The organism is Lutibacter sp. B1 (assembly GCF_012524075.1).
Taxonomy (GTDB): domain Bacteria; phylum Bacteroidota; class Bacteroidia; order Flavobacteriales; family Flavobacteriaceae; genus Lutibacter.
In genome coordinates this window covers 1-13,454 of the sequence record NZ_JAAZUI010000032.1, presented here as the reverse complement: position 1 = coordinate 13,454, position 13,454 = coordinate 1, and the positions used below count along the sequence as shown (strand labels likewise).

The 13,454-nt window shown below is 33.2% G+C and carries 12 protein-coding genes; 11 read left to right on the top strand and 1 reads right to left on the bottom strand.

The genetic code is table 11. The features are described 5' to 3' along the window. Positions 1 to 543: 543 nt before the first annotated feature. A complete protein-coding gene (locus HGB55_RS13965) occupies positions 544 to 738 on the top strand; it encodes a hypothetical protein (RefSeq protein WP_168817533.1) in 195 nt (64 codons plus the stop codon). 142 nt (positions 739 to 880) lie between these two features. Here HGB55_RS13965 and HGB55_RS13960 read toward each other — a convergent pair whose 3' ends face one another. Further along, complete coding sequence (locus tag HGB55_RS13960; RefSeq protein ID WP_168817532.1) at positions 881 to 1,042, bottom strand: hypothetical protein; 162 nt, start codon at positions 1,040 to 1,042, stop codon at positions 881 to 883. Between the two features lie 236 nt (positions 1,043 to 1,278). Here HGB55_RS13960 and HGB55_RS13955 point away from each other — a divergent pair, with 236 nt between their 5' ends. The 10 genes from HGB55_RS13955 (at position 1,279) to HGB55_RS13910 (ending at position 13,190) form a co-directional block, all read left to right on the top strand. Then, entirely contained in the window at positions 1,279 to 1,485 is a 207-nt protein-coding gene (locus HGB55_RS13955) for a helix-turn-helix domain-containing protein (RefSeq protein WP_168817531.1), read from the top strand. Further along, entirely contained in the window at positions 1,485 to 4,184 is a 2,700-nt protein-coding gene (locus HGB55_RS13950) for a DNA methyltransferase (RefSeq protein ID WP_168817530.1), read from the top strand. Before HGB55_RS13955 ends, HGB55_RS13950 begins: the two co-directional genes overlap by 1 nt. Before the next feature lie 9 nt (positions 4,185 to 4,193). After that, positions 4,194 to 4,631 carry a GxxExxY protein gene (locus tag HGB55_RS13945; RefSeq protein ID WP_247649230.1) on the top strand — a complete coding sequence of 146 codons (438 nt, stop codon included), beginning with the start codon at positions 4,194 to 4,196 and terminating at the stop codon, positions 4,629 to 4,631. A gap of 8 nt (positions 4,632 to 4,639) precedes the next feature. Next, positions 4,640 to 5,659: a virulence RhuM family protein gene (locus tag HGB55_RS13940; protein WP_168817529.1), complete on the top strand. Its 1,020-nt coding sequence runs from the start codon at positions 4,640 to 4,642 to the stop codon at positions 5,657 to 5,659. A 3-nt stretch (positions 5,660 to 5,662) separates the two neighbouring features. After that, the gene (locus HGB55_RS13935) at positions 5,663 to 7,627 is read left to right on the top strand and encodes a DEAD/DEAH box helicase (protein WP_168817528.1); all 1,965 of its coding nucleotides are present in this window, start codon (positions 5,663 to 5,665) and stop codon (positions 7,625 to 7,627) included. Next, on the top strand, positions 7,620 to 8,828 hold the full coding sequence (locus tag HGB55_RS13930; RefSeq protein WP_168817527.1) for a GIY-YIG nuclease family protein: 1,209 nt from the start codon (positions 7,620 to 7,622) through the stop codon (positions 8,826 to 8,828). Before HGB55_RS13935 ends, HGB55_RS13930 begins: the two co-directional genes overlap by 8 nt. 304 nt (positions 8,829 to 9,132) lie before the next feature. Continuing rightward, a complete protein-coding gene (locus HGB55_RS13925) occupies positions 9,133 to 10,665 on the top strand; it encodes an McrB family protein (RefSeq protein ID WP_168817525.1) in 1,533 nt (510 codons plus the stop codon). After that, positions 10,665 to 12,008, top strand: a complete 1,344-nt coding sequence (locus HGB55_RS13920; protein WP_168817523.1) for an McrC family protein — start codon at positions 10,665 to 10,667, stop codon at positions 12,006 to 12,008. Before HGB55_RS13925 ends, HGB55_RS13920 begins: the two co-directional genes overlap by 1 nt. 139 nt (positions 12,009 to 12,147) lie before the next feature. Continuing rightward, the gene (locus HGB55_RS13915; RefSeq protein WP_168817522.1) at positions 12,148 to 12,561 is read left to right on the top strand and encodes a DUF6884 domain-containing protein; all 414 of its coding nucleotides are present in this window, start codon (positions 12,148 to 12,150) and stop codon (positions 12,559 to 12,561) included. Next, entirely contained in the window at positions 12,561 to 13,190 is a 630-nt protein-coding gene (locus HGB55_RS13910) for a hypothetical protein (RefSeq protein WP_168817520.1), read from the top strand. The genes HGB55_RS13915 and HGB55_RS13910 overlap by 1 nt, the downstream gene beginning before the upstream one ends. Positions 13,191 to 13,454: the final 264 nt, after the last annotated feature.

Sequence of the window (13,454 nt, the reverse complement as noted above, 5' to 3'; positions counted from 1 at the left end):
ACAACACCTCATAAAATTTATGCTTACATTTAAACTAAACAACAAACCGACAAACATCCAACAAACGATTTGCTACGTCCGAAAAATCTCCGATTTTTCAGTCGCACAAATCTTATAAAAACCCGTTAGCATAAATAGCTCGGCTGAGTTTTGGTCAGAAAAATTAAAGTTGAAAAACTTAATTGAAAACTATGATTTTTAGCAATATTTCGGAGTGAAAATTGTAGCGGTCAGATTTGAGCAATGAAAACGGAAAGAATTGAGTTTTTACTGAAAAAATTGTACTAAGCCGAGAAATTTCTGAGTGATTTATACTCAAAAAAGTATGAGAATTGAATAGGAATTAATTTGCTTTGAATGAAAAATATGTACAAACCTGAAAAATTCCAAATTGACTTCCACTCTACCGGAATTGAGCATTGAAACGGTTAAGATTTTGAGCAACGAATCCGAATATCTTTAAAATGAATAATTGCAATAAATTGAGAAACTTTTTGACTTTTTCCCTGTAAAACGTGAAAATAACAACGGAGAAAAAGCTAAATGAGAAAAATTAGTATGTTTGATAAATTTCAGATAATAGAAAAATTCAATGCTCAGCAGAACGTGTCGCTAAATATGCTAACAATGGCTATATTGCATTGTGGCGGATTTTCTTTTTCAGAAAATCCTCGTATATTTACTAACATAACTGCTATGGCGGAAAAATCTTACGATTTTTCCACAACGACAACATAGCCTAAACCGTTAGTAAGCAATTTTAGCATATTACGCCGTATTTTCGATACTTGTTTCTTAACCTTTGGTAAGTCTATTATTTATAAACTTCTAAACTAAATACCCTAAAAAAGCTACTAACTATGTATAACAAAAATAAAAACTATTCTAATAATTCAATAGCTATTTCTGTTTCATTCCAAAGTCTGCCTTTTTCGTCTTTAAACCAATAAATAATAACACCAACATCAGATTCTATTTTTTCAATGGTTGTTTCTAATTTACCGCAAACTTTTACTTTGTCTCCTATTTTAAATTTCTCCATATTTATATTTTTACTTTTGTTATACTATTACAGTTGTGCGGCATACTGAAAAAAGAAAAGCCAACGCACATTCAAGCACATTTGGTTTTTTGCCGACACGCAAGACCAAAGCTAAAAAACCAAAAGAGCTTGAATTTTTGCCAACACACTCCAAACTGAATGATAATATTTATACTCATTTAGTGAGTATTCATAAAATCTTTCCTACTTTTGAGAACTGAATAAAATAATTCAAAATGAACCGAATTAAAGAGGTTTTAGACAGAAAAGGAATTAAGCAGATTTGGTTGGCTGAGCAATTGGGAAAGAGCTACAATATGGTTCACTCATACGCTCAAAATAAAAGACAACCAAGTATAGACGACTTATACAAGATTGCCGAAATCCTAAATGTAGATATTAAAGAATTGCTAGTTTCTAACAAACCTGAACAAGACAGCTAATGAAATCGACCGAGATAAAACATAACGTTCAGACCCTAATAGACAACTTCTCGAAAGATGAGTTTATCTATGATTTGTTAGTTGCCTACGGCATTTCAAAAACCTCTGTAACTAGATTAAAGAAAGGCGATTACAATCTCTCAAAGCTTGATGGTGAAATACTTTACAAAAAGAAAATCTTCTTTAAAGTAGAAAGCACAAACAAACTACTGAGTAGTATTGATGCTATTTCAAAAGAGGAACGAATCTTAAAACACAAGCCAAGATTTGCTATCCTGACTGACTACAAAGAGCTTGTTGCAAAAGATTTAAGATTAGGTAAAAGCTTAGATATTGAAATTAAAGAACTGCCTAATTATTTCGACTTCTTTTTACCATTGGCAGGCAGTGAGGTTTACAATGCAAGCAACAACAATGAGGCCGACAGAAATGCTTCCTACAAAATGGCTTCCTTGTACGACTTGTTGATTGAGGAAAATCCAAACATTTACAATTCAAAGGAAAGCATTCACCACCTCAATATTTTTCTGTCTCGTTTGTTGTTTTGCTTTTTTGCAGAAGACACCGAAATTTTTGAGCAAGACAGCATTTTTACCAATACGCTTGCTCAGCACACCGCAGAAAACGGAAGTGATACGCATTCTTTTTTAAATGATTTATTTGACCGATTAGACAGTAAAAGCGGAAAAGATTATCCTGACTTTTTAGCCAAATTTCCTTACGTAAATGGAGGTTTGTTTGGTCAAAAAATAAACTCACCAAAATTCACTTCAAAAGCGAGAAAAACGCTTATAGAATTGGGCGAGTTGCAATGGAAGGATATCAATCCTGACATTTTTGGTTCAATGATACAAGCTGTGGTAATTCCTGATTACCGTAGCGATTTAGGAATGCACTACACCTCTGTAGAAAATATTAAAAAACTGATTAAACCACTTTTTCTTGATGAGTTATATGAGGCTTTTGAAAACGCTACAACGGTAAATCAACTCAATAAACTAATTAACAGGATGTCAAAAATCAAATTTTTTGACCCTGCCTGTGGTAGTGGAAATTTCTTGATTATTACTTACAAAGAAATCCGCTTATTGGAAATTAAGATTTTACAAAAGATTACCGATTTAGAACCTAATCCAACTTTCAAATGGACTTCTGTTCAGCTTTCACAATTTTACGGAATTGAAATAGACGATTTTGCTCACGAAATGGCAATTCTTTCTCTTTGGTTGGCAGAACACCAAATGAACCGTGTGTTTGAAGAAATGCTTTTTGATTACGGAAAAAGTAAACCAATTCTACCGCTTAAAGAAGCAGGACAAATACAACAAGGCAATGCGACAAGAAGAAATTGGAATGAGGCATGTCCCATTTCTGAAAAGGATGAAGTGTATGTGATTGGAAATCCGCCTTATTTGGGTGCGAGATTGCAAGATGCTGAGCAGAAAAAAGATATGAGAATTGTATTTCACGGCAAGAATGGATACAACAATATGGATTATATTTCTTGTTGGTTATACAAAGCAAAAGACTACATAAAAGGATTTAATGCAAAATGTGCTTTTGTGACTACAAACTCTATCTGCCAAGGCGAACAAGTGGCTTTAATGTGGCCTTCAATTCTTTCAGACGACATAGAAATTGATTTTGCACACCAATCATTTAAATGGACCAATAATGCCAAGGGTAATGCGGGAGTTACAGTAATTATTGTTGGTCTAAGAAATGTAAGCAATGAATCAAAATATTTGTTTAACGACAATTTTAGAAAAACAGCAAAAAACATAAATCCTTATTTATTGGATGGTTCTAATACCATTGTCATAGGTAGAAGTAAACCGCTTTCAAAATTTCCTGAAATAAGTTTCGGTAGTATGCCTAATGACAAAGGCTACTTGCTATTGGATGAAGATGAAAGGAACAATCTTATTAAAGAGAATAGCAACGCTTCAATATACATTAAAGAGTTTTCAGGAGGTGCAGAGTTTGTTAGAGGAATAAAAAAATATTGTCTTTGGATTGAGGACAGTTATTTAAAAGAAGCCTATAAAATTCCTCAGATAGCAAAACGTATTGACAACGTAGAAATACATAGATTAAATAGCAAGCGAAAAGCAACTAACGCTTTAGCAGAAAGCCCACATTTATTTGGAGAAATACGCCATATAAATTCAGACTCAATTATTATTCCTGCAACATCATCAGAGAGAAGGGATTATATACCAATTGGCTTTTTGAATCAGGATACTATTATTTCAAATTCAGCAATGGCAATCTACCGAGCCCAACCTTGGCTTTTCGCAGTAGTAACTTCTCGTATGCATATGGTTTGGGTAAGAAATGTTGGAGGAAAACTAGAAACTCGATATCGCTATTCGGCAAAACTCTGCTACAACACTTTTCCATTTCCAGATATTAGTACCAAGCAAAAGGAAAACCTCAATCAATATGTGTTTGATATTTTAGACGAGCGAGCCAAACACCCCAGCAAAACAATGGCACAGTTGTACAACCCAAGTACAATGCCTAAAGGTTTGCTACAAGCCCATCAAGAACTCGATACCGCCATAGAGCAATGTTACCGTTTGCAACCTTTTAAAAACGACACCGAGCGTTTAGAGTATCTGTTCAAGCAGTATGAAGAAATGTTGCAAAAAGATACGCTGTTTGGGAGGCAGAAGAAAAAACGTCTAAACCGTTGATTAACCTGATTGAATGATTTAACTATGATTACAAATGAAAAATATAAATACTCTGATTTAACAGGCAAAATAATTGGCTGTGCTATGGAAGTGCATAAAATATTAGGCAATGGTTTTCAGGAAGTTATTTATCAAAGAGCATTAGCAAAAGAGATGGATTTACAAGGAATAAGATTTTCGCGAGAACACGAAATGCCAATCTATTATAAAGAAGAACACATAGGAACAAGGAGAGTGGATTTTTTAATTGAAGACGTAATTTCTGTAGAATTAAAAGCTGTAACAAAAACCGAAGATGTTCATTTGGCACAAGCAATTAATTATTTGGAGGCGTATAATTTAGAAGTTGGTTTATTGATAAATTTCGGCACGAAAAGTTTAGAATTTAAACGATTGATAAACTCGAAGTTCAATCAAAGCAATCAAATAAATCAGATAAAATCATAGTTCAGACAATGGAGGATAAAAATAGCGGTTTACAACCCATAAACAACTTTGTTATTTTCAAAACAGAAGGTGGCAAAGTAAATATTGATGTCTTTTATCAAGACAAAACGCTTTGGTTAACGCAAAAAACAATCGCTGAACTCTTTGAAAAAGGACGTTCTACCATAACCGAACATCTAAAAAAAATATTTGAAGATGGAGAATTGGATGAAGCTTCAGTATGTCGGGATTTCCGACACACTGCCGAAGACGGTAAAACCTACCAAACCAAATACTATAATTTAAGAGCCATAACAGCGGTTGGCTACAGGGTAAACTCACAAAGAGCCATTGAATTTAGAAAATGGGCAACTGAAATTTTGCACGAATACATCATCAAAGGTTTTGCTATGGATGATGAGCGATTAAAGCAAATCAAACATTTTGGAGAAGATTATTTTGAAGAAATGTTGGAGCGAATCCGAGAGATTCGATTAAGTGAAAGACGTTTATATCAAAAAATAACTGACATCTATGCACTCTCGGCTGATTATGACAACAAATCGGAAATAACCCAACACTTTTTTGCTACGGTACAAAACAAACTGCATTGGGCAATAACGGGAAAAACTGCTGCCGAGATTATTTACACAGAAGCAGATGCCACCAAAATTTATATGGGCTTAAAAACTTGGAAACAAGCCCCTGACGGAAAGATTTTAAAAAGTGATGTAACGATTGCCAAAAATTATTTGAATACTGAACATTTAAAAGCTTTAGAACGAATTGTAACCTCTTATTTAGACTTAGCTGAAAACAGAGCCATAAATAGGCAAGTAATGAATATGAAAGATTGGGATAACTTTTTAGTTCAATTTTTGGAATTGGCAGATTATCCCATTTTAAAAGATAAGGGGAAAATATCAATGTTGGAAGCAAAACTAAAAGCCGAAAGTGAGTATGATAAATTCCGTGTGATTCAAGACCAAAATTATGTTTCCGATTTTGATAAGGAGATGAAAAAATTAATAGACAAGAAAAAGAAATAGCCAATGCCAAATTTAGTACACGTAACATACGGCCAAACAGGAAAGAGCAAAAGCACCAATGCTTTAGGCATGCGGGAAATGCAAGAAAAGGCATACGAAGGCAGAACTGCACAATATTTATTGTTGAAAGCACCGCCAGCATCAGGTAAATCAAGGGCCTTAATGTTTATCGCCTTGGATAAATTGAAAAATCAAGGAATCAAGAAAGTAATTGTTGCTGTGCCTGAAAAATCAATTGGAGCATCTTTTGGCTCAACAGAACTCAAAAAGTTTGGCTTTTTTGCCGATTGGAATCCAAATCCAAAATACAACCTCTGTACACCAGGCGAAGAAAAAAGTAAAGTAACAGCATTCTTAAACTTTTTAGATTCTGACGAACAAATTTTGGTCTGTACACACGCCACTTTGCGTTTTGCCTTTGATGGTTTAGACCCCAAAAAATTAGATGATACTTTAGTGGCAATAGATGAATTTCACCACGTTTCAGCAGAAGGCGACAATATTTTAGGTCAGGTTTTGAAAAGCATTATGCACAATTCATCAGCTCATATTGTAGCTATGACGGGCTCGTATTTTAGAGGTGATAGCATTCCTGTATTGATGCCAGAAGATGAAGCCAAATTCACCAAAGTAACATACACCTACTACCAACAATTAAACGGTTATGAGTTTTTAAAATCATTAGGTATCGGTTATCACTTTTACACAGGTAAATATTTCAAGAAACATCCCGAAAAAAAAATGTCGGCTTTGGCGGAGATACTTGATGAAAATCAAAAAACCATCATTCACATTCCAAGTGTTAATTCAGCCGAATCTTCAAAACTCAAACACGATGAAGTGGACCACATTATTGATGTTTTGGGAACAATAGAATATCAAGACGAAGAGACAGGAGTAATTCACGTAAAAAGTAAAAAATCAGGAAGAATTTTAAAAGTTGCCGATTTGGTTAATGACAATCCAAAATCAAGAGACAAAATAAGTGCCTTTTTGCGTACTGTAAATTCGCCAGAGGATATAGACATCATAATTGCTTTAGGAATGGCAAAAGAAGGTTTTGATTGGCCTTATTGTCAGCACGCTTTAACTATTGGTTACAGAGGTTCATTAACAGAAATTATCCAAATAATAGGTAGAGCAACAAGAGACAGCAACAACAAAATACACGCTCAATTTACCAACCTTATTGCTAATCCTGATGCTGAAGGTGAGGAAGTAAAACTATCTGTAAACAATATGCTGAAAGCAATTACCGCTTCTTTATTGATGGAGCAAGTGTTGGCCCCAAATTTCAAATTCAAAATCAAAAAAGACGAAGATGATGAGGACGAAGATGAGGACGATAACACGATAAAAATAAGAGGTTTCAAATTACCTACTTCGCAAAGAGCCAAAGACATTATTGATACAGATTTAAATGATTTGAAGGCTAAGATTTTGCAAGATCCACAAATGCTCAAAGCAATGCCAGGCAATATTGAGCCAGAGGTTATCAATACCGTTTTGATTCCCAAAATCATCCGAGAAGTTTATCCTGATTTGGACGAAGAAGATGTTGAAGCAGTAAGACAGCACGTTGTAGTAGATTCCGTAATCAAGAACGGCACAATTGAAGAACAAGGCGACAAGAAATTTATCCGAATGGCAGGAAGTTTTGTGAATATAGATGACATCCATATTGACTTGATAGACCAAGTGAATCCATTTCAAAAAGCATTTGAAATTTTATCTAAATCGGTAACGACACAAGTTTTAAAACTGATTGACGAGCATATTCAATCCACAAAAATTGAAATGACCGAAGAAGAAGCTATTTTGTTATGGCCAAAAATCAAAGAATGGGTAAAAAACAATAAAGGCGAGCAACCGAGTATTCAGGCATTTGACCACAAGGAAAAAAGAATGGCAGAAGCATTAGTGTTTTTGAGAGAGTTGAAACGTAAAAAAGCACTAGAAAATGGCTAAGAAGAAACTAACAATAGACGACATTTTCAATGATGATGATTTTGGATTATTAGATTCAAAAATCAAGGCTTCAACTTTGAAAACTGATGAAGAAAGGCTAATTGATTCTTTTGAGGAAATCAATCTTTTTATTGACAAAAACGAGCGAGAACCAAACAAATCAAGTATGTCTGAATATGGTCTGATGGCCAAACTTAAAAACTTTAGAGAAAATGAGGAACAGAAAAAAATCCTCAAACCTTTTGACAGGCATAATTTATTAGGTCACGTAGAAATGGAGAAACAATCCATTGACGATATTCTGAATGATGATGATTTTGGATTGTTAGAACCTGACAAAGATTTAGATATATTCAAGTTCAAACATACACCGAAACCAGAAGACCGAGCAGAAGCCGATTTTGTTGCTCAAAGAAAACCAATGAAAGAAAAGGACTTTGAGAAGTATGAAAAATTATTTTTACAGGTTCACAAAGAAATTAAAGAGGGCAAACGAAAGATTAAGCCTTTTACCAATATTGAGAAAAATCTTCACGTTGGCGATTTCTACTTAATGAATGGAATTATGCTCTATTTAGAATCAGCAAACTTGAAAAAGGAAGAATGGGAGCAGAAATCAGGCAATAGAGTTAGAGTTGAAGGTAGAACAAGAACTGTTTTTGAAAATGGCACATACAGCAATATGCTTTATCGCTCTCTGGGTAAGCAAATCCAAAAAGACGGAAAACTTATCACTAACACCTATGAGAAAATTGAACACGACTTATTCGTAAATTCAGGGCTTGTTAAAGAAGAAGATGTTCAGTCGGGTTGGATTTACGTTTTGAAAACAAAGTCAACTAAAAAAGAACTTGCAGAAATTAAGGACTTATACAAAATCGGCTTTGCAAGTGATTCAGTTGACGATAGAATCAAGAATGCTAAAAATGAAGCAACATATTTATTTGCTGATGTTAAAAAGATAGCGACTTACAAAGTTTACAATCGAAATGCGGACAAATTAGAAGCTCTTTTACATAGATTTTTTGCCAAAGCTTGTTTGGACATTGACTTGTTTAACGAAAAAGGTCAAAGGCTAAATCCGAGAGAATGGTTTGTAGTTCCTTTTGATGTCATTGAAGAAACCATACAACTGATTCTAAACGAAAATATCGTGAATTATGAATACGACACAGAAACGAAAAAAATTAAACTAAAATAGAATAAATGCCAACGCTTAAAGCCATACACATTTGCAATTCGCACCAGCCAGCGCTGCAACCAAAAATTGCAAAAGAGTATGTCTTTGCCAACGCTGCCAGACAGACGAAAATAAAGTACGACCGCACAACAAAGTGTATAAATCATTGGGCAGATAGTGCTAGTTTTAAGGTCATTACATTTAATAAAATTTGTAGCGGTTTGACAGAGAAGTTCTTCGAAATGCCCAACGCTTCATACACAAACCGTTGTGCGTCAGTGTAAAGAAACTCAGTGCCATTAATGATAATAGAAAATAATAGATTATGCGATATTTTATAGGAGGCTTTACTTGGGAGGGAGAAAGTCAGTTTGATAGATTTATAAGTGAGGGAATATGGGAAAATGGATACGAAGAACAAAAATATTCAGACTTATTTTCACAAATCTCTGTTGGAGATATGTTTGCTTTGAAATCTACATTTGTAAAAGGAAGGAAACCGAATGCAAAAAGTTACTTGAGAATTAAGCAAATTGGAATTGTTACAGAATTACTATCTAAATCTTCTATAAAAATTGAATGGATAAAAAACGATGAATTTGATTTAACAGACATTAAATGGTATGCAAATACATTGGAGGAGATTGAAATAAATGAAGATATAATAAGAATTTTTGGATTAGCAAAAACAAACTTTCAAATGAAAAATTATTCAAAACTTTTAGAAACTAATAAGAACATCATCCTAACAGGTGCCCCTGGAACTGGTAAAACATATTTAGCCAAACAAATTGCAAAGCAAATGATTGGCGTCAAAACCGATGAAGAGTTAAAAGAAAGCGGACAATTTAATTTTGTGCAATTTCATCCATCTTATGATTACACCGACTTTGTCGAAGGTCTCAGACCCACGCCACCTGATGAAAATGGAACAATCGGTTTTGAAATCAAAGACGGAATTTTCAAATCATTTTGCCAAAAAGCTTCAGAGGCAAAATTTTCAGAGATAGTTGACAATTTTGATGTGGCTTGGGAAAGTCTATTAACGGCAGTAAGAAATAATATTGCTCAAGGTGTATTGACAACAATTGGTTCTTGGGATTACGGGTTATCTTCAAAAGACTCATTAAAATATTCTTCTGTAAATACTCCATCTCAATACAACTTTACTATCACGAAAAAGAATGTTTACGATGCTTATCAAGGAAAACAAGCAAGACCTTCAGGTGCTTTTCAAAAAGATATGGAGGATGTTGTGGATTATCTAAAAGCTAATTTTGGTTTAGTAGAATTCGTAAACAGTCAAGTAAGTTCAAATAATGGTATTAAAAACTTTGTTTTTGTAATTGATGAAATCAATAGAGGTGAAATTTCAAAAATATTTGGAGAACTCTTCTTTTCGATTGACCCAAGTTACAGAGGGAAAAAGGGTGCGGTTAAAACCCAGTATTCAAATTTACACAATGATGAAAATGAGGTTTTTTATGTACCCGAAAATGTCTACATAATTGGTTCAATGAATGACATCGACAGAAGTGTTGAAAGTTTTGATTTTGCAATGAGAAGACGTTTTACTTGGATTGAAATTACAGCAGAAGAAAGTGCCGACAATATGAATTTGCCACAAAACATTAAAGAAAAAATGTTTAGATTAAATGAGCAAATTTCTAATACGGATGGATTGAACCCTTCATATCATATTGGTGCTGCCTATTTTCTTGACTCAAACGGTAATGCAAGACAAGATATAGACAACATTTGGAATTTAAGGATTGAGCCACTTTTGAAAGAATATTTGAGGGGTATGCCTGATAGTTTGGAGAAAATTGAACTCTTGAAAAATGCATTTAATGCCTAATGAGAACAACAGATAACAATGGCGGAAAAAGTATTGATAAATTTGACAATTTAAACATTGAAGATTTATCAGCTATAGCAAATAGAAACCTTTTGGATTTACAAAGAGAAAACCCTGATTTGCTTGTTTTTCCTCATTCATTTGGCAAATATAAAGACGATGTTGAAAAACCTCATATTTTCTCACTAGACAATGAAAATCTGACAACATATAATTTAATGGGGTTTGTAGGACGAAATTCAACACAACTTACAATTTCATCTCGTTTTGCAAAAGATGAAAACAACGACTATTTTCTGCATTATATGTTACAAAAGGTTTTTGCGATTAATCTTTTAAAATTTGACCAAACACCAAACAAAGAGAATATTTGGGATTTTCTTCTTTATCTTTTGCCATACTATCTCAAAAAAGCCTATTCACAAGGAATCTACAAAGCTTACAAAAAGGAAGAATATAACGATACAAATGTTAAGGGAAGTATTGATGTTAAACGCCATCTACTTATGAACATTCCGTTTACAGGAAAAATAGCTTACACAACAAGAGAACACAGCTATAATAATAATCTGACACAACTTATTAGACATACAATTGAGTACATAAGAACTCACCCCTATGGCAGTGGCGTGCTAACAAGTGATAGTGAACTAAGAGACATTGTGAGTAAATTTATTTTTGTAACCAATAAAACATACAATTGCAATTCAAGACAAAAGGTTATTACAGCTAATTTAAGACCAGTTACGCATCCATATTTTACAGAGTATTCCGCTTTACAAAAAATCTGCTTAAAAATTCTTCGACACGAGAAAATTACTTTTGGCAAAGAAAAAGACAAAGTTTATGGATTATTATTTGACGGTGCTTGGCTTTGGGAAGAGTATCTCAACACTATTTTAAAAGAAAATTTCATTCACCCAGAGAATAAAACAGGAAAACATCGTCATTTACTTTTTGAGAATTTCCAACCGATTTATCCTGACTTTATTAGCAAAGATGAACCAAAAATTGTTGGAGATGCGAAGTACATTCCTCTTGATAGACAACATGCATATTCTGAAAATTCAGAAAAAGCAACAAGTATATACTACAAGACAATTGCATATATGTATCGTTTTAGTTCAAATAATGGGTTCTTAATATTTCCAAAACAAGACACGAGTTTTTTTGAAACTTATCGAATAAAGGAAACAGATGGAATACTAAAGAAAATTGGAGTAGCAACTCCTCAGAAATCCGATAACTTTAAAGAATTTATAATAACAATGAAAACAAATGAACAAGAAATGAGACAGAATTTAATGAAAGAAAGAACACCGAACGCACAACACGCGGTATAGTTAATTGCCGGTGCAGTGGGTATTCGAGCGGCACAGCTCGTATCAAAAGTAGTTGTAACTTGATAGGAAAGTGCTTCGAAATCGGCAACTAACCATACCGCCATCCGTTGTAAGTAATGCCAAAAAACACCCGAACTGAATGAAAAACATAGTATTGATTTCTTGTGTCAGTAAAAAATTAGACAAAAAATCAACAGCCGAAAATCTTTACATAAGTTCTCTTTTCAAAAAGAATTTAACTTATGCTAAATCATTAAATCCGAGTGAAATTTATATTTTATCTGCCGAACACGGACTTTTAAAATTAACAGACGAAATTGAACCTTATGACAAAACTTTGAATAATATGCGTTCAAATGAAATTAAGGAATGGTCGAAAAAAGTCATTTATGAATTAAAATCTTTGACTGATTTAGAAAAAGATGAATTTACATTTTTAGCGGGAGAAAAATATCGCAAATTTTTAATTCCAGAATTAAGTAATGTAAAAATTCCAATGAAAGGTTTGAAAATCGGAAAACAATTGCAATGGTTAACAAAACAGAATAATTAATGAGTGAAATTTGTAATGAAATACACGGAATATTCAATGAATTAAAAGAATATTCTTTTCCTTTCAACGAGAAAGAAATCCCGAAAAATGGAATTTATATTTTGTTTGAGAAAGGCGAGAAATTTAATAATTTAAAAAGAATTGTCAGAATTGGAACTCACACAGGAGATAATCAACTTCAATCAAGATTAAAACAACATTTTGTTAAAGAAAATAAAGACCGTAGTATTTTTAGAAAAAATATTGGACGAGCTTTATTAAATGCAGAAAATGACAGTTTTTTAAAGCAATGGGAATTAGATTTGACAACCAGAGCTAATAAGAAAAAATATTCGGAACAAATAGATTTTAAGAAACAGCAAACTATTGAGAAAAAGGTGTCTGAATATATTCAAAACAATTTTTCTTTTGCAGTTTTTGAGGTTTTGGAAAAAGAACAGAGATTAAGAATTGAATCAAGAATAATTTCTACAGTTTCAAATTGTACGAATTGTAAACCTAGTGAAAATTGGTTAGGATTATCCTCGCCAAAACAAAAAATAAAAGATAGCGGATTGTGGTTAGTGAATGAATTATGGAAACAGTCTTTATCGGAAAACGAATTAACTGAATTAAAACGAATAATGTAAAGCACTACTTACAACAACGTGTATAAAACATTGCTACTTTGGTCAGTGCTTATAAAATCCTGCGGATTTTAAGCCAGTCACAAGCAATTTTAGTAACTTAGTTGCTTAACAATACGCAACGCTCCATACACAAGACCGTTGTATTTAATATGATCAGCCTTTTGGGTTCCAAATAGACATTTTCGGACTCATTAAAGATAGGATTAAGTACAATTTTTAAAATACTAATGAAAGAGACATTTATGGAAGTTTCGACTCAAACTG

Coding starts and splice junctions, on each gene's coding strand:
- HGB55_RS13965 (WP_168817533.1), top strand. CDS start 544: ATGAGAAAAATTAGTATGTTTGATAAATTTCAGATAATAGAAAAATTC.
- HGB55_RS13960 (WP_168817532.1), bottom strand. CDS start 1,042: ATGGAGAAATTTAAAATAGGAGACAAAGTAAAAGTTTGCGGTAAATTA.
- HGB55_RS13955 (WP_168817531.1), top strand. CDS start 1,279: ATGAACCGAATTAAAGAGGTTTTAGACAGAAAAGGAATTAAGCAGATT.
- HGB55_RS13950 (WP_168817530.1), top strand. CDS start 1,485: ATGAAATCGACCGAGATAAAACATAACGTTCAGACCCTAATAGACAAC.
- HGB55_RS13940 (WP_168817529.1), top strand. CDS start 4,640: ATGGAGGATAAAAATAGCGGTTTACAACCCATAAACAACTTTGTTATT.
- HGB55_RS13935 (WP_168817528.1), top strand. CDS start 5,663: ATGCCAAATTTAGTACACGTAACATACGGCCAAACAGGAAAGAGCAAA.
- HGB55_RS13930 (WP_168817527.1), top strand. CDS start 7,620: ATGGCTAAGAAGAAACTAACAATAGACGACATTTTCAATGATGATGAT.
- HGB55_RS13925 (WP_168817525.1), top strand. CDS start 9,133: ATGCGATATTTTATAGGAGGCTTTACTTGGGAGGGAGAAAGTCAGTTT.
- HGB55_RS13920 (WP_168817523.1), top strand. CDS start 10,665: ATGAGAACAACAGATAACAATGGCGGAAAAAGTATTGATAAATTTGAC.
- HGB55_RS13915 (WP_168817522.1), top strand. CDS start 12,148: ATGAAAAACATAGTATTGATTTCTTGTGTCAGTAAAAAATTAGACAAA.
- HGB55_RS13910 (WP_168817520.1), top strand. CDS start 12,561: ATGAGTGAAATTTGTAATGAAATACACGGAATATTCAATGAATTAAAA.